This window comes from Streptomyces sp. ALI-76-A (genome assembly GCF_030287445.1).
Classification (GTDB): domain Bacteria; phylum Actinomycetota; class Actinomycetes; order Streptomycetales; family Streptomycetaceae; genus Streptomyces.
Genome location: NZ_JASVWB010000002.1, coordinates 1,832,072 through 1,853,337, shown reverse-complemented (window position 1 = coordinate 1,853,337; position 21,266 = coordinate 1,832,072). Strand labels below are relative to the sequence as shown.

Here is a 21,266-nt window from a genome sequence, read left to right as displayed (position 1 = left end):
GTGAGTGGGCCGGGCGCGCTGTTGGGTGTCTGAGGGTACGGCCGTGAGGTCGCCTTCAGTGCCGGCCCCAGTGAACTCGGATCCGTGAGGATGCGGGGTGATGGGTGGCTGGTCGTTGTTTGAGAACTGCACAGTGGACGCGAGCATCTGTGGCCAAGTTTTTAAGGGCACACGGTGGATGCCTTGGTACCAGGAACCGATGAAGGACGTGGGAGGCCACGATAGGCCCCGGGGAGCCGTCAACCAGGCTTTGATCCGGGGGTGTCCGAATGGGGAAACCCGGCAGTCGTCATGGGCTGTCACCCTTGCCTGAACACATAGGGCAAGTGGAGGGAACGCGGGGAAGTGAAACATCTCAGTACCCGCAGGAAGAGAAAACAACCGTGATTCCGGGAGTAGTGGCGAGCGAAACCGGATGAGGCTAAACCGTATACGTGTGAGACCCGGCAGGGGTTGCGTATGCGGGGTTGTGGGATCTCTCTTTCACGGTCTGCCGGCCGTGGGACGAGTCAGAAACCGTATGGATAGGCGAAGGACATGCGAAAGGTCCGGCGTAGAGGGTAAGACCCCCGTAGTCGAAATCTGTACGGCTCGTTTGAGAGACACCCAAGTAGCACGGGGCCCGAGAAATCCCGTGTGAATCTGGCGGGACCACCCGCTAAGCCTAAATATTCCCTGGTGACCGATAGCGGATAGTACCGTGAGGGAATGGTGAAAAGTACCCCGGGAGGGGAGTGAAATAGTACCTGAAACCGTGTGCCTACAAGCCGTGGGAGCGTCGGAGTGAAGACTTGTCTTCACTCTCGTGACTGCGTGCCTTTTGAAGAATGAGCCTGCGAGTTTGCGGTGTGTTGCGAGGTTAACCCGTGTGGGGAAGCCGTAGCGAAAGCGAGTCCGAATAGGGCGGTTCAGTAGCGCGCTCAAGACCCGAAGCGGAGTGATCTAGCCATGGGCAGGTTGAAGCGGCTGTAAGAGGTCGTGGAGGACCGAACCCACCAGGGTTGAAAACCTGGGGGATGACCTGTGGTTAGGGGTGAAAGGCCAATCAAACTCCGTGATAGCTGGTTCTCCCCGAAATGCATTTAGGTGCAGCGTCGTGTGTTTCTTGCCGGAGGTAGAGCACTGGATAGGCGATGGGCCCTACCGGGTTACTGACCTTAGCCAAACTCCGAATGCCGGTAAGTGAGAGCGCGGCAGTGAGACTGTGGGGGATAAGCTCCATGGTCGAGAGGGAAACAGCCCAGAGCATCGACTAAGGCCCCTAAGCGTACGCTAAGTGGGAAAGGATGTGGAGTCGCACAGACAACCAGGAGGTTGGCTTAGAAGCAGCCACCCTTGAAAGAGTGCGTAATAGCTCACTGGTCTAGTGATTCCGCGCCGACAATGTAGCGGGGCTCAAGCGTACCGCCGAAGTCGTGTCATTGCAGCATATAGCCCCAACGGGCGTTGTGATGGGTAGGGGAGCGTCGTGTGCCGGGTGAAGCAGCCGCGGAAGCGAGTTGTGGACGGTTCACGAGTGAGAATGCAGGCATGAGTAGCGATACACACGTGGGAAACGTGTGCGCCGATTGACTAAGGGTTCCTGGGTCAAGCTGATCTGCCCAGGGTAAGTCGGGACCTAAGGCGAGGCCGACAGGCGTAGTCGATGGATAACCGGTTGATATTCCGGTACCCGCTGTGAAGCGTCAAACATTGAATCCAGTGATGCTAAGCCCGTGAAGCCGTTCCGGACCCTTCGGGGAATGGAAAGTGGTGGAGCCGGTGGCCCGAGCTGGTAGTAGGTGAGTGATGGGGTGACGCAGGAAGGTAGTCCATCCCGGGCGGTGGTTGTCCCGGGGTAAGGGTGTAGCCCGTCATCCAGGTAAATCCGGATGGCACGAGGGTGAGACCTGATGCCGAGCCGATTGTGGTGAAGTGGATGATCCTATGCTGTCGAGAAAAGCCTCTAGCGAGTTTCATGGCGGCCCGTACCCTAAACCGACTCAGGTGGTCAGGTAGAGAATACCGAGGCGTTCGGGTGAACTATGGTTAAGGAACTCGGCAAAATGCCCCCGTAACTTCGGGAGAAGGGGGGCCATGTTCGGTGATCCGATTTACTCGGTGAGCTGGGTGTGGCCGCAGAGACCAGCGAGAAGCGACTGTTTACTAAAAACACAGGTCCGTGCGAAGCCGTAAGGCGATGTATACGGACTGACGCCTGCCCGGTGCTGGAACGTTAAGGGGACCGGTTAGTCACTCTTCGGGGTGGCGAAGCTGAGAACTTAAGCGCCAGTAAACGGCGGTGGTAACTATAACCATCCTAAGGTAGCGAAATTCCTTGTCGGGTAAGTTCCGACCTGCACGAATGGCGTAACGACTTCTCGACTGTCTCAACCATAGGCCCGGTGAAATTGCACTACGAGTAAAGATGCTCGTTTCGCGCAGCAGGACGGAAAGACCCCGGGACCTTTACTACAGTTTGATATTGGTGTTCGGTTCGGCTTGTGTAGGATAGCTGGGAGACTGTGAAGCTTGGACGCCAGTTCAGGTGGAGTCGTCGTTGAAATACCAGTCTGGTCGTGCTGGATGTCTAACCTGGGTCCGTGATCCGGATCAGGGACAGTGTCTGATGGGTAGTTTAACTGGGGCGGTTGCCTCCTAAAGAGTAACGGAGGCGCCCAAAGGTTCCCTCAGCCTGGTTGGTAATCAGGTGTTGAGTGTAAGTGCACAAGGGAGCTTGACTGTGAGACCGACGGGTCGAGCAGGGACGAAAGTCGGGACTAGTGATCCGGCGGTGGCTTGTGGAAGCGCCGTCGCTCAACGGATAAAAGGTACCCCGGGGATAACAGGCTGATCTTCCCCAAGAGTCCATATCGACGGGATGGTTTGGCACCTCGATGTCGGCTCGTCGCATCCTGGGGCTGGAGTCGGTCCCAAGGGTTGGGCTGTTCGCCCATTAAAGCGGTACGCGAGCTGGGTTTAGAACGTCGTGAGACAGTTCGGTCCCTATCCGCTGTGCGCGTAGGAATATTGAGAAGGGCTGTCCCTAGTACGAGAGGACCGGGACGGACGAACCTCTGGTGTGCCAGTTGTCCTGCCAAGGGCATGGCTGGTTGGCTACGTTCGGGAGGGATAACCGCTGAAAGCATCTAAGCGGGAAGCCTGCTTCGAGATGAGTATTCCCACCCCCTTTGAGGGGTTAAGGCTCCCAGTAGACGACTGGGTTGATAGGCCGGATCTGGAAGCCCAGTAATGGGTGGAGGTGACCGGTACTAATAGGCCGAGGGCTTGTCCTCAGTTGCTCGCGTCCACTGTGTTGGTTCTGAAACCACGAACAGCCCCATGCTCATGGTCACGGGTGTGGTGTGGCAGGTTCACAGTTTCATAGTGTTTCGGTGGTTATAGCGTGAGGGAAACGCCCGGTTACATTCCGAACCCGGAAGCTAAGCCTTACAGCGCCGATGGTACTGCAGGGGGGACCCTGTGGGAGAGTAGGACGCCGCCGAACTTCTTTTAGAGCTCCGGCTCTTGGGCACACAAGCCCAAGAGCCGGAGCTTTTTTGCGTTGAGGTAAGGTCAGGGGGCATCGTCGGCACGTTCCCACAGGAGGCTCCCGGGTGGAGGTCCAGGAGACCCGCGTCCAGACAGACCGGGTCCTCACCATCCCCAATATCCTCAGCATGGCGCGGCTCGCCGGCGTGCCGCTCTTCCTGTGGCTGATTCTCAGGCCTGAGTTCGGTGGTCCCAAGAGTGACGGCTGGGCACTGCTGGTGCTGGCCCTGAGCGGGATCACCGACTACCTGGACGGCAAGCTCGCCCGGCGCTGGAATCAGATCAGCAACCTCGGCCGGCTCCTGGACCCCGCTGCTGACCGGCTTTACATTCTCTCGACTCTGGTCGGCCTCACCTGGCGCGAGATTCTGCCGCTCTGGTTGACCGCTGCACTTCTGGCGCGTGAGCTGGTTCTCCTGGTGATGGTGGGCATCCTCAGGCGTCACGGCTATCCGCCTCCGCAGGTGAACTTCCTGGGCAAGGCCGCGACGTTCAACCTGATGTACGCCTTCCCACTGCTTCTGCTCAGTGACGGAAGTGGATGGATCTCGTCACTCGCTGCGATTTTCGGATGGGCGTTCGCCGGATGGGGTACAACGCTCTATTGGTGGGCAGGAGTCCTCTACGTGGTACAAGTCCGCCGCCTTGTCCGTGCGGACGCCACGGCCGACTGAACTCGCCCATCGCTGCGGCCGTATCGGCCCGATGGCCCGCGGGGGGAAAGTGCGGGACAATCTGGACGGGTGAAGTCGGCTAGACCGTTCGTCTTAGAGGAGGACGCTTCCGACATGAAGGCCGTCGTGATGGCCGGAGGCGAAGGCACACGCCTTCGCCCTATGACCTCAAGCATGCCCAAGCCGCTCCTGCCGGTGGCCAACCGGCCGATCATGGAGCACGTTCTGCGGCTGCTCAAAAGGCACGGGCTCAATGAGACCGTCGTTACCGTTCAGTTCCTGGCCTCGCTCGTCAAGAACTACTTCGGCGACGGTGAAGAGCTCGGAATGGAGCTCACCTATGCCAATGAGGAGAAGCCACTCGGTACTGCCGGAAGCGTCAAGAACGCCGAAGAGGCGTTGAAGGACGACGCTTTCCTCGTGATTTCCGGTGATGCCCTGACCGACTTCGACCTCACCGAGCTCATCAACTTCCACAAGGAAAAGGGCGCGCTGGTCACCGTCTGTCTGACGCGTGTGCCCAATCCGCTGGAGTTCGGCATCACGATCGTCGACGAGGAGGGCAAGGTCGAGCGCTTCCTGGAGAAGCCGACCTGGGGCCAGGTCTTCTCGGACACGGTGAACACCGGCATCTATGTGATGGAGCCCGAAGTCTTCGACTACGTCGAGGCCGATGTGCCCGTCGACTGGTCCGGAGACGTCTTCCCGCAGCTGATGAAGGAGGGCAAGCCGGTCTACGGCTATGTCGCCGAGGGCTACTGGGAGGACGTCGGTACGCACGAGAGCTATGTGAAGGCGCAGGCCGACGTCCTGGAGGGCAAGGTCGACGTCGAGCTGGACGGCTTCGAGATCTCCCCGGGCGTATGGGTGGCCGAAGGCGCGGAGGTGCATCCCGACGCAGTCCTTCGCGGTCCGCTGTACATCGGGGACTACGCCAAGGTCGAGGCCGGCGCGGAAATCCGTGAGCACACCGTCGTCGGTTCGAACGTCGTCGTGAAGAGCGGCGCCTTTCTGCACAAGGCCGTCGTCCACGACAACGTGTACATCGGTCAGCACAGCAATCTGCGTGGCTGTGTCGTCGGAAAGAACACCGACATCATGCGTGCGGCGCGGATCGAGGACGGCGCGGTCATCGGTGACGAGTGCCTGATCGGCGAAGAATCGATCGTGCAGGGCAACGTCCGGGTTTATCCGTTCAAGACCATCGAGGCCGGTGCGTTCGTCAACACCTCGGTCATCTGGGAGTCCCGGGGACAGGCGCATCTCTTCGGTGCGCGAGGGGTGTCCGGCATCCTGAACGTGGAGATCACGCCCGAGTTGGCCGTGCGCCTCGCCGGTGCCTACGCCACCACGCTCAAGAAGGGCTCGACCGTCACGACGGCTCGTGACCACTCCCGAGGCGCCCGTGCGCTCAAGCGGGCGGTCATCTCCGCTCTGCAGGCCAGCGCCATCGACGTACGGGACCTGGAGAACGTACCGCTGCCTGTCGCGCGGCAGCAGACGGGGCGGGGCAGTGCTGGCGGGATCATGATCCGGACCACGCCCGGGGTGCCGGACTCCGTCGACATCATGTTCTTCGACGGGAACGGGGCCGACCTGTCGCAGGGCAGTCAGCGGAAGCTGGACCGGGTGTTCGCGCGGCAGGAGTACCGGCGGGCGTTCCCGGGCGAGATCGGGGACCTGCACTTCCCGGCCAGTGTCTTCGACTCGTACACCGGGTCGCTGCTGCGGAACGTCGACACGACCGGTATCGCCGAGTCGGGTCTCAAGGTCGTCGTGGACGCCTCGAACGGCAGTGCCGGACTCGTCCTGCCGAGTCTGCTCGGCAAGCTCGGCGTGGACTCGCTGACCATCAACCCCGGTCTGGACGAGTCCAGGCCGACCGAGACGGCGGACATGCGCCGGTCGGGGCTGGTGCGGCTCGGTGAGATAGTGGCGTCCTCGCGCGCCGCGTTCGGGGTGCGCTTCGACCCGGTGGGCGAGCGGCTGTCCCTGGTGGACGAGAAGGGCCGCATCATCGAGGACGACCGGGCGCTGCTCGTCATGCTCGACCTGGTGGCCGCGGACCGGCGGAGTGGGCGCGTGGCGCTGCCGGTGACCACCACGCGGATCGCCGAACAGGTGGCGGCGTACCACGGGACGCAGGTGGAGTGGACGACGACCTCGCCCGACGACCTGACCCGGGTCGGAAGCGACGAGTCGACCATCTTCGGCGGGGACGGCAAGGGCGGATTCATCGTTCCCGAGTTCAGCAGCGTCTTCGACGGCACGGCGGCCTTCGTACGGTTGATCGGGCTGGTGGCGCGGACGCAGCTGACGCTGAGCCAGATCGACGCGCGGATCCCGCGGGCGCACGTCCTCAAGCGGGATCTGGCGACTCCCTGGGCGGTCAAGGGCCTGGTGATGCGGCGGGTCGTGGAGGAGGCCGGAGACCGCTTCGTGGACACCACCGACGGTGTCCGGGTGGTCGAGACCGACGGACGTTGGGTGATGGTGCTGCCCGACCCGGCTGAGGCGGTCACCCATCTGTGGGCGGAGGGGCCCGACGACGCCTCCGCGCAGGCGCTGCTCGACGAGTGGGCGGCGGTCGTGGACAGCGCCGGGCGCTGACACACGTACCACGCGCGCGTGCCGGACAGACGTCCCCAAGGGGGCCTGTCCGGCACGCCGGTGGGGCCGTTCGGAGGTAGTGGTCGCGACGTGCGACGATGTGCGGCATGCCGCAGCAGCCCCCCGTTCGGAGCACCCCCACGCGCCCGTCGCGTCCGGACGCGTCCATGTCGCTGCTCACCAACGTCATGGACCACAGCCTCGACGACGGGTACGCCGAGGCCGCCGCACGCAAGACGGCCGACGGCACCGGGGGCATGCCCAAGACGCTCCGGGCCAAGCTCGGTCTGGCCGCCGGCCTGGTGCTCGCGGCACTCGTCGTGACCGTCGGGGCGGCGCAGGCGCGGGTGGCGGCGCCCGTCGTGGCCAAGGAGCGCGAGGAACTGATCGACCGCATCGACCAGGAGACCGACGCCGCGGACGAGCTCGAGGACACCGTCGACGAGCTGCGTGACGACGTGAGCAGACGGCAGCGTGAGGCTCTCAAGAAGAGCGGCGACAGCGACCAGGCCGAGCTCCTCGGTCTTCTGTCGGGCTCCACGGAGGTGCACGGCCCCGGGGTGAAGCTGGTCGTCGACGACGCCGAGGAAGCCACCACGGGCGGCGACGGGGACCCGCGTGAGACCTCCGGCTTCTCCGACACCGGACGTGTGCGCGACCGCGACATGCAGCGGGTGGTCAACGGTCTGTGGGCGTCGGGTGCCGAGGCCGTGTCCGTCAACGGGCAGCGGCTGACGGCCCTGTCGGCGATCCGGGCCGCGGGGGACGCGATACTGGTCGACAACAAGCCACTCGTGCCTCCGTATACGGTGCTTGCCGTGGGGGACGGAAAGCGGCTGAGCACCAGGTTCCAGAACAGCGCCGACGGGCTCTACCTGCACGCCCTGCAGGAGAACTTCGGGATCCGGACCGCCATCTCGGCGGAGGACGATCTCCGGCTGCCTGCCGCACCGAGTGTGATCGTACGTACAGCACAGCCGAGAACTGAGAAGGACGCATCGTGATCGCCGTACTGGGCCTCGTCGTGGGAGTCGTGGTCGGCCTGTTGGTCCGGCCCGAGGTCCCGGCGGTCGTCGAGCCGTATCTGCCGATCGCCGTGGTGGCGGCGCTGGACGCCGTCTTCGGAGGTCTGCGGGCCATGCTCGACGGCATCTTCGACGACAAGGTCTTCGTCGTGTCGTTCCTGTCGAACGTGGTCGTCGCCGCGCTGATCGTGTTCCTGGGCGACAAGCTGGGCGTGGGTGCCCAGCTGTCGACCGGTGTCGTCGTCGTCCTCGGGATCCGAATCTTCTCGAACGCCGCGGCGATCCGTAGGCACGTGTTCCGGGCGTGAGGCCGATGAGCAACCAGGACGAGACGCCCGACAACAGGCTCCGCAAGGAACTGCCCGAGGAAGTGCCCGCCGGGACTCGGCCTCCGGCCGGGGACGGCGCGCGGGACACGTCGCAGCTGACCGGTCGCCAGCGGCTGGCGAAGGGGTTGTGGCCGCCGCGTGTCACCCGGGCCCAACTCATCGTGGCCGTGCTGCTGTTCGGTCTGGGCTTCGGCCTGGCCGTCCAGGTCGCGTCGAACAGTGACAGCGGCAGCGCGCTGCGGGGTGCGCGCCAGGAGGATCTTGTACGCATCCTCGATGAACTGGACGACCGCACTCAGCGTCTTGAAGACGAGAAGCAGGGCCTCGAGAAGCAGCGTGACGAGCTGGAGAACAGCTCGGACCAGGCCGAGGAGGCCCGCAGGCAGACCGTCCAGAAGGAGCGGCAGCTCGGGATCCTCGCCGGCACGGTGGCCGCGCAGGGGCCCGGCATCACCATGACCATCGGGGACACGAAGGGGAAGGTCGAGGCGGACATGCTGCTCGACGCGATCCAGGAGCTGCGCGCGGCCGGCGCGGAGGCGATCCAGGTCAACGGTGTGCGAGTCGTCGCGGGCACCTACCTGACGGATTCCGGCAACGGCGTCGGCGTCGACGGGAACAAGATCAACGCTCCTTTTCGTTTCAAGGTCATCGGCAAGCCGCAGGACCTCGAGCCGGCGCTGAACATCCCGGGAGGCGTGGTGCAGACTCTGGAGAAGGAGCAGGCCACCGTGACCGTCGAGCGCTCGGACAAGATCATCGTGGACGCCTTGCGAGTAGCGAAGCGGCCTGACTACGCTCGGTCGTCCTCGCAGTGAACCGGCGGTGCATGGCGGACGTACGGCCAGGGCATGAGGTTGCGGGGGGTCGGCGCACCGAATGGGTGGTGCGTGGTGGAAACTGTCTGGTGGATACGGACGTTGTGAGGATGTCCGGGTCGACCGGTGTGTTCAATCAGGGTTCGTCCTGCCCCACGGGCGGGTCTGTTTCGGTCAAGGGGAATCGCCCGTGAAGTTGTTTGCGAAGTTGTTCGGCAAGAGCGCGCGAGAGGGCAACGCCAACGCGACCGCCCGCCACCGCGCACAGCCTGACGCGGAGGGCCAGCGGCCGCTGTTCCGGGACCAGGTAGATGGTCCGGGCGGTGACGTTTCCGGAGGTCAGGGCGCGCCGTCTGTTGACCCTGCCCAGTCCGGAGGCATAGGTTTCGGGCAACCGTCGACCTCACGTGCGGGTGGAGGGTTTTCCGCCGACCCGTATGCGTCCAACGCCCCTGGGGGGCAGCCGCGGCAGGAGGATCCGTCCATGTCGGCCCTGGTGTGTACGAGGTGCGGTAACCGCAACGCGGAGAACAGCCGCTTCTGCTCCAACTGCGGCGCGCCGCTGCGGGCGGGTGCGACGCCCGAGCGTCCGTCCGAGACCACGTCCACGATCTCCATCTCCGGGCTCGAGGCCTACGACGCCGAGGTCACGGGGCAGACGCAGATGCCCATGCTCTCCCCGGAGGCGCAGGCGGCCGTCGACGCGCTCCCGCTCGGGTCCGCGCTCCTGGTGGTGCGCCGCGGTCCGAACTCGGGCAGCCGCTTCCTGCTGGACGGCGACCTGACCACGGCCGGCCGCCACCCGCAGAGCGACATCTTCCTGGACGACGTGACGGTCTCCCGTCGGCACGTGGAGTTCCGCCGTGGCCAGGACGGCTCGTTCACGGTGGCCGACGTGGGCAGTCTGAACGGCACGTACGTCAACCGGGAACGGATCGACCAGGTCGCGCTGAACAACGGCGACGAGGTGCAGATCGGCAAGTACCGGCTGGTGTTCTACGCGAGCCAGCGGGGCTACTGACTCTCTCCCGGACCGCGTCCGGGGGGACCCCAGGGAAGGTCCATGCTGCAATCACCGAGCGGCGGCGCCGGACACGGTGCCGCCGCCGCGGACAGTGGGCTGATGAGCATCGGCACGGTGCTGAACGTGCTGCGTGGCGAGTTCCCCGAAGTCACCATCTCCAAGATCCGCTTCCTGGAGTCGGAAGGGCTCATCGAGCCGCGTCGGACCCCTTCGGGATACCGCAAGTTCAGCACCGGTGACGTCGAACGCCTGAGCCATGTCCTGAGGATGCAGCGGGACCACTATCTGCCGCTCAAGGTGATCCGCGAGCATCTGGAGGCCATGGGGCGCGGCGAGGCCGTCCCGCTCCCGGTGGTGGGGCGCCAGCGGGACGGGGAGGTCGTTCCGGAGACCTCCGAAGGTCCCACGGCGGTCCGGATCGGGCGGGACGAGCTGCTCGCCGCGGCGGCGATCAGCGAGCAGGAGCTGGAGGAGTGGGAGTCGTACGGGCTCATCGCTCCTCTGCCGGACGGGGCCTACGACGCCGAGGCCGCCACGGTGGCCTCGCTCGTCGCCGAGCTGGGGCGGTTCGGGATCGAACCGCGGCATCTGCGGGTGATGAAGGCCGCCGCCGACCGTGAGGCCGGTCTGGTGGACCAGGTCGTGGCTCCGCTGAGACGCCACCGGAACCCACAGACCAGAGCTCACGCGGAAGCCCGTACGAAGGAACTGGCCGGGCTCGCGGTGAAGCTGCACGCGGCGCTGGTGCAGACCGCTCTCGGCGTGCGGCTGCCCTGACGCCGGTCGTCACACGAGGCGGATCGGTCACCCGTTTCCGGCCCGACTACCCAAACGTCCCGGGCACGGCCTAGGGTTGCTGTGTGAACGAGCTCGATGTCGTAGGTGTCCGGGTCGAAATGCCCTCCAACCAACCGATCGTGCTCCTGCGAGAAGTGGGAGGCGACCGCTACCTCCCCATCTGGATCGGGCCTGGGGAGGCTACGGCGATCGCCTTCGCGCAGCAGGGCATGGCCCCCGCCCGTCCGCTGACCCACGACCTGTTCAAGGACGTGCTGGAGGCCGTCGGCCAGGAGCTCACCGAAGTACGCATCACGGACCTGCGTGAGGGCGTCTTCTACGCGGAGCTGGTGTTCGCCAGCGGCGTCGAGGTGAGTGCGCGGCCGTCCGACGCCATAGCGCTGGCGCTGCGCACCGGAACGCCGATCTACGGCAGTGACGGCGTGCTCGACGACGCGGGCATCGCGATCCCGGACGAGCAGGAGGACGAAGTGGAGAAGTTCCGCGAGTTCCTCGACCAGATCTCCCCCGAGGACTTCGGCAGCAGCAGCCAGTGAGCCACGGGGCGGCCCGGCGGACGCGAACAGGTCCTGCCGGGCCCGTCCATGTCCGTTGACGTCTCAAATGTCGGCATTTGCCAGCGGTGCGGGAGAGCGTCCTGCGGCCCGCCTCGAGCGCATTCGGCTAGCCTTTCCCCGCGGTGGGGTACGGGAAACCACTCTCAGGGTGATTATCACTCGGCGTGCCGAGTGTGGCGATCGTTGACGCACCCCTGGTGACTGCCTACCGTCGAGAAGGCAGGTCAAGGACGGAGGTCGGCGTGAGAAGCAGCGGCGACGGTACGGCTGGGGGTGCCCCCGGACGCAGTCTCGGGGCGAGCGGTCCGTACCCGCTTCACAGCAACGCGGCCGATCACGCTCCGCAGCGACCGACGGCCGTGCCGAGCAGCGGAGGGGCGACGTCCATGGCGTCCGAGCAGATCGGCTACCGCGGTCCGACGGCGTGTGCGGCAGCCGGCATCACCTACCGGCAACTCGACTACTGGGCCCGTACCGGGCTCGTCGAGCCGAGTGTGCGGCCCGCCTACGGGTCCGGCACGCAGCGGCTGTACAGCTTCCGGGATGTCGTCATCCTGAAGGTGGTCAAGCGTTTCCTCGACACCGGTGTCTCGCTGCAGAACATCCGCACCGCGGTGCAGCACCTGCGGGAAAGCGGATTCCGTGACCTGGAGCGGATGACACTGATGAGCGACGGCGCCACGGTCTACGAGTGCACCACGCCCGACGAGGTCCACGCGCTGCTCCAGGGCGGCCAGGGCGTCTTCGGTATCGCCGTCGGTGTGGTGTGGCGGGACGTCGAGAGTGCCCTGTCGCAGTTGCACGGTGAGCGCGTCGACACCGGGGAGACGCTCATCGGGTCCAACCCCGCCGACGAGCTGGCGCGGCGGCGCAACCGGGCGGTCTGACCGGCCTCCCGTTCTTCGGGAGGGCATTGTCAGTGGCGTAGGGCAGCATCGGAGATGTGAGAAGAGCGCCCACGATCCTGCATCTCGACATGGATGCCTTCTTCGCCTCGGCGGAGCAGGCGTCCAAGCCGAGCCTGCGTGGGAAGGCCGTCATCGTGGGTGGGCTGGGGCCGCGTGGGGTGGTGGCCACGGCCTCGTACGAGGCGCGGGTCTTCGGGGTGCACTCGGCGATGCCCATGGCCCAGGCGAGACGGCTGGCGCCGAACGCGGCCTATCTCGTGCCGCGCTTCGCGTTCTACCGGGCGATCAGTGAGCAGGTGATGGGGCTGCTGCGGGGGCTGTCGCCGTTGGTGGAGCCGCTGAGCCTGGACGAGGCGTTCGTGGACCTGGAGGCCGGGGGAGCGGCCTGGGACGAGGAGTCGGCGCGGCTGGCCGCGATGAAGCTGCGGGCGGAGATACGGGCGGTGACCGGGCTGACGGGGTCGGTGGGGCTCGCCGCCTCCAAGATGCTCGCGAAGATCGCCTCGGAGCAGGCCAAGCCCGACGGGCTGGTGGTGATCGAGCCGGGGACCGAGCGGGCCATGCTGGGCCCGATGTCGGTGCGGACGCTGCCCGGGGTGGGGCCGGCGACGGGCGACCACCTGAGGCGGGCAGGGATCACCACGGTCGAGGACATCGCGGAGGCGGGCGAGGACGAGCTCGTACGGCTGCTGGGGAAGGCGCACGGGCACGGGCTGTACGCCATGGCGCTGGCGCGCGACGAGCGGCCCGTGGTGGCCGAGCGGGAGACGAAGTCGGTGTCGGTGGAGGACACGTACGACATCGACATCCACGACCGGGTCCGGGTGGGACTGGAGGTGCAGCGCCTCGCGGACCGGTGCGTGCGGCGGCTGCGGGAGGCGGGGCTGTCCGGGCGCACGATCGTGCTGAAGGTGCGGAGGTACGACTTCTCCACGCTGACCCGGTCCGAGACGTTGCGCGGGCCCACGGACGATCCGGCGGTGGTACGGGAGGCTGCCGCCCGGTTGCTGGACTCCGTGGACACGACGGGGGGTGTGCGGTTGCTGGGGGTGGGGGTCAGCGGACTGGCCGACTACACGCAGGAGGACCTGTTCGCGCAGGCGGCGGGGGAGCGGGTGGACTCCGGTCCGGCGGAGGCTCCTGAGCACGCGCCGGCCGCGGAGTCCCAGGCGCCGGTCGAGCGGCGATGGCCCTCGGGGCACGATGTGCGGCATGCCGAGTACGGGCACGGGTGGGTGCAGGGGAGCGGGCTGGGGCGGGTGACGGTGCGGTTCGAGACGCCTGACTCGGGGCCGGGGCGGGTGCGGACGTTTCGCGTCGAGGATCCGGAGTTGGAACCGGCGGAGCCGTTGCCGTTGGTGGCGGGGAGTCTCGGGGGTGGGGCGGGAGTCGCAGGTGCAGCTGACGTCGGGGGTGGGGTGGAGGTCCCGGGTGGGACTGGGGTGGAGGTCACAGGTGGGGTGGAGGTCCCGGGTGAGGCCGGGGCCGGGACTGTGGCTGGGCCGGGGGAGGTTCGGGCGTGAGCGGCGTGTGAGGGGGCGGCTGGGAGCGGGGTGCGCGCGGTGGTTGGATGCGGGCGGGTGGGACTGGCCGGGGTGAGTGGTGCGGTGGCGGGTGGGACCGGCCGGGGGGTGGGTGGCGCAGCCCATCCGGTACCGCCGGGTCCGCCGCGGCGGTGGCCAGAGCCCGCTCGGCGGTGCTCGCCGGCGCCACGCTTGCGGGGTGCCGCCCGCTCGCCCCGACCCGTCGGGTGGGGCCGGAGGGCGCGGGTGGAGGGGGCGTCCTGGGGCGGGTTCGGAGGGCTTGGACGGCGGTGTGGGGGGCCTGGCGTCAGGGGTCGTCCGTGTTGGCCAGTTTGCCGAAGTCGTGGTCCGGGAGCGGGGGAGGGGCGGACAGGTCGAGGCCGTAGTGGTGGTAGAGCTGGAGTTCCTGCTCGGGGGAGAGATGGCGGCCCACGCCGAAGTCGGGGGCGTCCTTGATCAGGGCGCGGTCGAAGGGGACGCGGAGAGTGCCTTCGACCAGTTCACTGGGCTCCAGGGGAACGAAGGCGTCCCGGGAGAAGAGGCCCGTGCGTATGGCGGCCCACTCGGGTACGCCGGTCGCGTCGTCGAGGTAGATCTCGTCGATCGTGCCGATCTTCGTGCCGTTGCGGTCGAACGCCTTGCGGCCGATCAGGTTGCGCGGATCGATGTCGGTCTGCACGGGCCCTCCACTGTGGTCGCAATCCGTCCGTAAGCACAACGAAAGAGCACAATCAAGGAGGCGGCCACTCGAACGCTCGGGCGTTGACCGCGCTGGTACGCTGACAAACGGCTGCTGATCCCATGCGGGAGAGTCCTCCGGACATCACCGGAGGCGCCGAAGGAGCAAATCCTCCCCGGAATCTCTCAGGCCCACGTACCGCATGGACGAGGTCACTCTGGAAAGCAGAGCGGGTGTCGACGGCTTCCGCTCTCACCGACGGTGAAAGCCGGGCGCCCTCGGGTGTCCGGTGAAGCTCTCAGGTCGAGATGACAGAGGGGGAGGCCGTCCGGGTACCCGTGCCGTGGTGCCCCTCGAAGGTCGCGTCAGACCAGGAGGCCTCCGCAATGACCGCCCACCGCATTCCGCTCTCGGAGCTGGAGCAGGGAATTCCGTTCGAACAGCGCCACATCGGGCCCGACCAGGAAGCGCGGGCCAAGATGCTCGCCCAGGTCGGGTACGGCTCACTGGACGAGCTCACCGCCGCCGCGGTGCCGGACGTGATCAAGAACGCCGACGCGCTGGACCTGCCCGGTGCGCGCACCGAGGCCGAGGTGCTGGCCGAGCTGCGGTCGCTGGCCGATCGCAACCAGGTCCTCGATTCCATGATCGGACTCGGGTACTACGGGACCTTCACGCCGCCCGTGATCCTGCGCAACGTGATGGAGAATCCCGCCTGGTACACCGCTTACACGCCGTACCAGCCGGAGATCTCCCAGGGGCGCCTCGAAGCGCTGCTGAACTTCCAGACCATGGTCGCCGAGCTCACCGGGCTGCCGACCTCCGGTGCCTCACTGCTGGACGAGGGCACGGCCGCCGCCGAGGCGCTGGCGCTGTCCCGGCGCATGGGGAAGAACAAGAAGGGTCTGTTCCTGGTCGACGCGGACGTGCTGCCGCAGACCATCGCCGTGATCCGGACGCGCGCCGAGTCGACCGGAGTGGAGGTCGTCGTCGCGGACCTCGGCGAGGGCATCCCGGCCGAGCTCGGTGAGCGGGAGATCAACGGCGTGCTGCTCCAGTACCCGGGCGCCTCCGGAGCCGTACGTGACATCGAGCCGGTCATCGCGCGGGCCCACGAGCTCGGCGCGCTCGTGACCGTCGCCGCGGATCTGCTCGCGTTGACGCTGCTGAAGTCGCCGGGGGAGCTCGGCGCGGACATCGCGGTCGGGACGACCCAGCGGTTCGGCGTGCCGATGGGCTTCGGCGGGCCGCACGCCGGATACATGGCCGTGCACGAGAAGTTCGCGCGCAGCCTGCCCGGGCGGCTCGTGGGCGTGTCCGTGGACGCGGACGGGAACAGGGCGTACCGGCTGGCGCTACAGACGCGTGAGCAGCACATCCGCCGGGAGAAGGCGACCAGCAACATCTGTACGGCGCAGGTGCTGCTCGCGGTGATGGCCGCCATGTACGCCGTCTACCACGGGCCCGAGGGCCTCAGGAGCATCGCGCGGCGCACCCACCGGTACGCCACGATCCTCGCGGCCGGGCTGACGGCCGGCGGGGTCGAGGTGGTGCACGGTTCCTACTTCGACACGCTGACCGCGCGGGTACCCGCGAAGGCCGCCCAGGTCGTCGCCGCCGCGCGGGAGAACGGAGTCAACCTGCGGCTGGTGGACGCCGACCACGTCTCCATGGCCTGCGACGAGACCACCGGGCGTGCCCCACTGGCCGCGGTGTGGGCCGCTTTCGGTGTCGAGGGCGACATCGAGGCGCTCGACGCGGCCACCGAGGACTCCCTGCCGGCCGCGCTGCTGCGCACCGACGACTACCTCACGCACCCGGTCTTCCACCAGTACCGCTCCGAGACCGCGATGCTGCGCTACCTGCGCCGGCTCGCCGACCGGGACTACGCGCTCGACCGCGGGATGATCCCGCTGGGCTCCTGCACCATGAAGCTCAACGCGACCACGGAGATGGAGCCGGTCACCTGGCCCGAGTTCGGGCAGCTGCACCCCTTCGCTCCCGTCGAGCAGGCGCAGGGCTACCTCACGCTCATCCGCGAGCTGGAGGAACGTCTCGCCGAGGTCACTGGGTACGACAAGGTCAGCCTCCAGCCCAACGCCGGGTCGCAGGGCGAGCTGGCGGGACTGCTGGCCGTACGCGGGTACCACCGGGCCAACGGCGACGAGCAGCGGACCGTGTGCCTGATCCCCTCGTCGGCGCACGGGACGAACGCCGCCAGTGCCGTGATGGCCGGGATGAAGGTCGTCGTCGTGAAGACCGCCGGGGACGGCGAGATCGACGTCGAGGACCTGCGGGCCAAGATCGAGCAGTACCGGGACGAGCTGTCGGTGCTGATGATCACGTACCCCTCCACGCACGGGGTGTTCGAGGAGCATGTCGCGGACATCTGCGCCCAGGTGCACGAGGCGGGCGGGCAGGTGTACGTCGACGGCGCCAACCTGAACGCGCTGGTGGGGCTCGCCAAGCCGGGGCACTTCGGCGGGGACGTCTCGCACCTGAACCTGCACAAGACCTTCTGCATCCCGCACGGCGGCGGCGGCCCGGGCGTCGGGCCGGTCGGTGTGCGCGCGCACCTGGCGCCGTACCTGCCGAACCACCCGCTGCAGCCCGCGGCCGGGCCGGAGACGGGTGTCGGGCCGATCTCGGCGGCGCCCTGGGGTTCCGCGGGAATTCTGCCGATCTCGTGGGCGTACGTGCGGCTCATGGGCGGCGAGGGGCTGAAGCGGGCCACGCAGGTGGCGGTGCTCAGCGCCAACTACATCGCCAAGCGGCTGGAGCCGCACTACCCCGTGCTGTACACCGGGCCCGGCGGACTCGTCGCGCACGAGTGCATCATCGACCTGAGGCCGCTCACGAAGGCGACGGGTGTGAGCGTCGACGACGTCGCCAAGCGGCTCATCGACTACGGGTTCCACGCGCCGACGATGTCGTTCCCGGTGGCCGGGACGCTGATGATCGAGCCGACCGAGTCCGAGGATCTGATCGAACTCGACCGGTTCTGCGAGGCGATGATCGCGATTCGCGCGGAGATCGAGAAGGTCGGCTCGGGTGAGTGGCCCGCGGACGACAACCCGCTGCGCAACGCCCCGCACACCGCCGGGGCGCTGGGCGGCGAGTGGGAGCACGCGTACACGCGTGAGGAGGCCGTCTTCCCGGGCGGGGTGTCGGTGGCGGACAAGTACTGGCCGCCGGTGCGCCGTATCGACCAGGCGTTCGGCGACCGCAACCTGGTGTGTTCCTGCCCGCCGCTGGACGCGTACGAGGACTGATGTCGCGCGACGCGGGCTGACGCGTTGGAGGAGGGCTCCGTCCGGCTGTGCGCCGGGTGGAGCCCTTTCCGTTTCATGTGGTCGCCAGGGGCGGGGTGGAGAGGCGCGGGGTGGGCTGGGCCTAAGGGGGCGGCTGGGTGGGGCCCACCGCAGTCGTCAGTGGGGTTCATGCCGGGTACGCGTGTGTCTGCGTTGCTTTGACGGTTGCCCAGACGGGTGCGCCGGGGTGCAGGTCGAGTTCGGCCGCGGCGACCGTCGTGAGGTCGGCGGCGAGGGGGAGTTCGCCGGTGAGGTCCGCGCGGATCTGGTCGCCGTGGGTCTCCAGGCCGGCCACTTCGCAGCGCCAGAGGTTGCGGGCGCTGGAGCCGGTGGGGCGGTGCCGGTGCAGGGTGACCGCGCTCGGGGGGAAGGCGACGAAGACGGGGCCGGACAGGTCCTCGGTGGTGGTCACGGCGGGGCCGGCGTCGAGGCGGACCGTGTGGCCTTCGGCCCGCCCCCGGTAGAGGTTGAGGCCGACCAGTTGCGCGATGTAGTCCGTACGGGGATGGCGGGCGATGTCGGAGGGGCTGCCCTCCTGGACGACCTGGCCGTGTTCGACGACGACGAGCCGGTCGGCCAGCACCATGGCGTCCAGCGGGTCGTGTGTGACCAGGACCGCCACGGCCTCGAACTCGGCCAGGTGGCGGCGGAGTCGGGCGCGCACCTCCAGGCGGGTGCGGGCGTCCAGGGCGGCCAGGGGCTCGTCGAGGAGGAGCAGGCGGGGGTGGGTGGCCAGGGCGCGGGCGAGGGCGACGCGCTGGGCCTGGCCACCGGAGAGCTTGCGGGGCTTGGCCCCGGCGTGCTCGGCCAGGCCCAGGCGATCCAGCCACTCGGCGGCCTGGGCGCGGGCGCTCGCCTTGGTGGCGCCGTGACAGCGCGGGCCGAACGCCACGTTGTCGAGGGCGGACAGGTGCGGGAACAGCAGGTAGTCCTGGAAGACCACGCCGACCGGACGGGATTCGGGTGGCGTGTGGTCCAACTCTGCGCCGTCGAGGCGCAGATGGCCGTGCGTGAGCGGGACCAGACCGGCGAGGGCGCGCAGGGCGGTGGTCTTGCCGGCGCCGTTCGGGCCGAGCAGGGCGACGACATCACCGGGGGCGGCGGTCAGGGTGATGTCCAGGCGGAAGGTGCCGCGGTCGACGACGAGATGGGCGTCGAGGGCTGGGGGGTGGGTGTCGGTGGTGACGTGGTCGGGGTCGGGATTGAGGCCGGGGTTGAGGCTGGGGTCGGGGTTCGCGTCGGGGTCGGCTGGGGTGGCGTCAGGCATGAGGGGGTCCTCCGGCTCGGTCTCGGGGCCCGCTCGGTGTCGGGAGCGTGAGCGTGCGTGCGGTATGGGCTGGGCTCGGGGGTGTCCGGTGTGGTCTGCGGGTGTCCGGCTCGGGCTGTCTCAGGGGCGCCGGGCTCGGGCTTGCCCGGGAGTGCCGGGGTCGGGCCTGCCTCGGGGGCGTGCTGCCCAGGGGTGCCGGGATCGGGCCGGCCTCGGGGGTGTGCTGCCCGGGCTCGTCCGGGGTGCCTCGAACGGGTTGGCATCGGGGGGTGGCCGGCACGGGCTCGGAGGTGGTCCGGCGGGGTCTCCCCGTGTGCCGTGCCTTGTCGGAGGTGTTCGGCATCGGCTCAGGACGCGGTCATCCAGCGGTCCCGCAGGCCCGCCAGTACGGCGATGGAGACGGCGAGCAGTACCAGGCTCAGGGCGATGGCGGCCGCCGGGTCGTTCTGCAGGGCCAGGTAGACCGCGAGCGGCATGGTCTGCGTACGGCCCGGGAAGTTGCCGGCGAAGGTGATCGTCGCACCGAACTCGCCCAGCGCCCGGGCCCAGGCCAGCACGGCACCGGCGGCGATGCCCGGGGCGATCAGCGGGAGGGTGACCCGGCGGAACGCGGTGAAGCGGGAGGCGCCCAGGGTGGTGGCCGCCTCCTCGTAGCGCGGGTCGGCGGCGCGCAGGGTGCCCTCGACGCTGATGACGAGGAACGGCATCGCCACGAAGGTCTCCGCGAGGACGACGCCCGCCGTGGTGAACGGCAGGGTGATGCCGAACCAGGAGTCCAGCCACTGTCCGACGACGCCGTTGCGGCCGAGCGCGAGCAGCAGGGCCACACCGCCGACCACCGGGGGCAGGACGAGGGGCAGGGTGACCAGGGCGCGGACCAGCCCGCGTCCGGGGAAGTCGGTGCGGGCCAGCAGCCACGCCAGCGGCACGCCGATGACCAGGCTCAGCGCGGTCGCCGCCGTGGCACACACCAGCGACAGCCGGAGTGCCTGCCAGACCTCGGGACTGGTCAGCTGCTCCGGGAGGCTGCGCCAGGGGGCGCGTACCAGAAGGGCCACCAGGGGAAGGAGGAGGAAGGCCAGGCCTGCGAGCGCGGGGAGGAGGAGGGGGAGCGGAGCGCTCCGGCCTCGGTTCCGGCGTCGGGTCCGGTCTCCGTCGGCCTTGCGGTCACGGCGACGTCGCGGTCCGCCCTCCGGGGTGACGGGTCCGGTCACGGCTCGAGGAATCCGGCTTCGGTCAGCACCCGCCGGCCCTCGCTGGACTTGACCAGCGCGATGAACGCCTTCGCCGTGTCGGGATTGGGGGCGTTCTTGAGGAGGGCGATCGGGTAGTCGTTGACGACCTTGGCCGACTCTGGGAAGTCCACGCCCTCCACCTTGTCACCCGCGGCCCTCACATCGGTCCTGTAGACGACGGCGGCGTCGGCCTCCTTCAGCTCGACCTTTGTCAGGGCGCCCTTGACGTCCTGCTCGTAGGAGACCGGCGTGAGTTCGAGACCGGCGGCCTCCAGGGCGGACTGGGCGGCCGCGCCGCACGGCACCGTCCTGTCGCATAGGACGACCTTCAGGCCCGGCTCGGTGAGGTCCTTGAGGGAGGAGATGTCGTCGGGGTTGCCCGGCAGGGTGGCGATCTCCAGTTGGTTGCGGACGAAGGTGGTGGGTGTGCCGACGGTGTCCTCCTGGTCCGTCACGGCCGCCATCGTCCTGGCGCTGGCCGCGGCGAAGACGTCGGCGGGGGCACCGCCGGTGATGCTCGCGGCGAGGGTGTCGCTGCCGCCGAAGTTGAAGGTGACCTTCGCGCCGGGGTGCTCCTTCTCGAACTCCTCGCCCAGGGCCGTGAAGCTCTCCTGGAGGGAGGCGGCGGCGAAGACGGTCACCGTGCCGGAGAGCTGCGCCGAGGTGCCGGACGTGCCCGCTCCGGCACCCGCGTCAGCACTCGAGCCGGACGTCGTGCCGGACGAGGAGCAGGCGGTGAGGGCCAGCAGCGCCGCGGCTCCCGCGCCGACCGCCCGCAGCGTCCGGCCGGTCCGGTCGGGTCGGCCTGGGCGGAGGTGCATCCGGTCGGTCTGGCGGATGGGATCGGTCTGGCGGGCCCGGCTGGTCCGGCGCGCGGAACGAGTCATGTCGGGTCCACTTCCTCGGTCTGTCCGCAGAAGAGCCGGTCGGACTCTCCCGATGCGCCGATCATACTTCCGCATGTGCGAGGTGTAAGT

Annotated in this window: 15 protein-coding genes, 2 rRNA genes and 1 riboswitch; of the genes, 13 read left to right on the top strand and 4 right to left on the bottom strand. The window is 68.0% G+C overall.

Annotation, left to right across the window (positions count from 1 at the left end; genetic code table 11):
• Positions 1 to 151: 151 nt before the first annotated feature.
• From QQS16_RS09295 to QQS16_RS09240, 12 genes are all read left to right on the top strand, one after another.
• Positions 152 to 3,275: ribosomal RNA gene (locus QQS16_RS09295) — 23S ribosomal RNA — on the top strand.
• 95 nt (positions 3,276 to 3,370) lie between these two features.
• A 5S ribosomal RNA gene (gene rrf / locus QQS16_RS09290) occupies positions 3,371 to 3,487 on the top strand.
• Between the two features lie 109 nt (positions 3,488 to 3,596).
• Entirely contained in the window at positions 3,597 to 4,205 is a 609-nt protein-coding gene (gene clsA / locus QQS16_RS09285; protein WP_286061147.1) for a cardiolipin synthase ClsA, read from the top strand.
• Between the two features lie 114 nt (positions 4,206 to 4,319).
• Complete coding sequence (locus tag QQS16_RS09280; protein WP_286066268.1) at positions 4,320 to 6,815, top strand: mannose-1-phosphate guanyltransferase; 2,496 nt, start codon at positions 4,320 to 4,322, stop codon at positions 6,813 to 6,815.
• Positions 6,816 to 6,922: 107 nt separating this feature from the next.
• The gene (locus QQS16_RS09275) at positions 6,923 to 7,819 is read left to right on the top strand and encodes a DUF881 domain-containing protein (RefSeq protein WP_286061146.1); all 897 of its coding nucleotides are present in this window, start codon (positions 6,923 to 6,925) and stop codon (positions 7,817 to 7,819) included.
• A complete protein-coding gene (locus tag QQS16_RS09270) occupies positions 7,816 to 8,148 on the top strand; it encodes a small basic family protein (protein WP_019708255.1) in 333 nt (110 codons plus the stop codon). The genes QQS16_RS09275 and QQS16_RS09270 overlap by 4 nt, the downstream gene beginning before the upstream one ends.
• A gap of 5 nt (positions 8,149 to 8,153) precedes the next feature.
• Positions 8,154 to 8,987 (top strand): DUF881 domain-containing protein, encoded by an 834-nt coding sequence (locus QQS16_RS09265; protein WP_286061145.1) that lies wholly within the window; start codon positions 8,154 to 8,156, stop codon positions 8,985 to 8,987.
• 61 nt (positions 8,988 to 9,048) lie between these two features.
• A complete protein-coding gene (locus QQS16_RS09260) occupies positions 9,049 to 10,008 on the top strand; it encodes a zinc-ribbon and FHA domain-containing protein (RefSeq protein ID WP_286061144.1) in 960 nt (319 codons plus the stop codon).
• Positions 10,009 to 10,050: 42 nt separating this feature from the next.
• A complete protein-coding gene (ftsR, locus tag QQS16_RS09255; protein ID WP_286061143.1) occupies positions 10,051 to 10,788 on the top strand; it encodes a transcriptional regulator FtsR in 738 nt (245 codons plus the stop codon).
• 83 nt (positions 10,789 to 10,871) lie between these two features.
• The gene (locus tag QQS16_RS09250; RefSeq protein ID WP_026281837.1) at positions 10,872 to 11,345 is read left to right on the top strand and encodes a bifunctional nuclease family protein; all 474 of its coding nucleotides are present in this window, start codon (positions 10,872 to 10,874) and stop codon (positions 11,343 to 11,345) included.
• A 263-nt stretch (positions 11,346 to 11,608) separates the two neighbouring features.
• Positions 11,609 to 12,253, top strand: a complete 645-nt coding sequence (locus QQS16_RS09245; protein ID WP_286061142.1) for a MerR family transcriptional regulator — start codon at positions 11,609 to 11,611, stop codon at positions 12,251 to 12,253.
• 56 nt (positions 12,254 to 12,309) lie between these two features.
• Positions 12,310 to 13,797 (top strand): DNA polymerase IV, encoded by a 1,488-nt coding sequence (locus QQS16_RS09240; protein ID WP_286061141.1) that lies wholly within the window; start codon positions 12,310 to 12,312, stop codon positions 13,795 to 13,797.
• 307 nt (positions 13,798 to 14,104) lie between these two features.
• Here the strand turns inward: QQS16_RS09240 and QQS16_RS09235 are convergent, their stop codons facing one another.
• On the bottom strand, positions 14,105 to 14,476 hold the full coding sequence (locus QQS16_RS09235; RefSeq protein WP_286061140.1) for a PRC-barrel domain-containing protein: 372 nt from the start codon (positions 14,474 to 14,476) through the stop codon (positions 14,105 to 14,107).
• A 115-nt stretch (positions 14,477 to 14,591) separates the two neighbouring features.
• Positions 14,592 to 14,687, top strand: a riboswitch (glycine riboswitch).
• A 175-nt stretch (positions 14,688 to 14,862) separates the two neighbouring features.
• Between QQS16_RS09235 and gcvP the strand changes: the two genes are divergently transcribed.
• Positions 14,863 to 17,748: an aminomethyl-transferring glycine dehydrogenase gene (gene gcvP / locus QQS16_RS09230; RefSeq protein WP_286061139.1), complete on the top strand. Its 2,886-nt coding sequence runs from the start codon at positions 14,863 to 14,865 to the stop codon at positions 17,746 to 17,748.
• Between the two features lie 166 nt (positions 17,749 to 17,914).
• On the opposite strand, the gene QQS16_RS09225 is transcribed toward gcvP, so the two are convergent.
• From QQS16_RS09225 to modA, 3 genes are all read right to left on the bottom strand, one after another.
• On the bottom strand, positions 17,915 to 19,054 hold the full coding sequence (locus tag QQS16_RS09225; RefSeq protein ID WP_286061138.1) for an ABC transporter ATP-binding protein: 1,140 nt from the start codon (positions 19,052 to 19,054) through the stop codon (positions 17,915 to 17,917).
• A gap of 347 nt (positions 19,055 to 19,401) precedes the next feature.
• Positions 19,402 to 20,280 (bottom strand): ABC transporter permease, encoded by an 879-nt coding sequence (locus tag QQS16_RS09220; RefSeq protein ID WP_286066267.1) that lies wholly within the window; start codon positions 20,278 to 20,280, stop codon positions 19,402 to 19,404.
• Complete coding sequence (modA, locus tag QQS16_RS09215; RefSeq protein WP_286066266.1) at positions 20,265 to 21,110, bottom strand: molybdate ABC transporter substrate-binding protein; 846 nt, start codon at positions 21,108 to 21,110, stop codon at positions 20,265 to 20,267. Before modA ends, QQS16_RS09220 begins: the two co-directional genes overlap by 16 nt.
• Between the last annotated feature and the right edge of the window lie 156 nt (positions 21,111 to 21,266).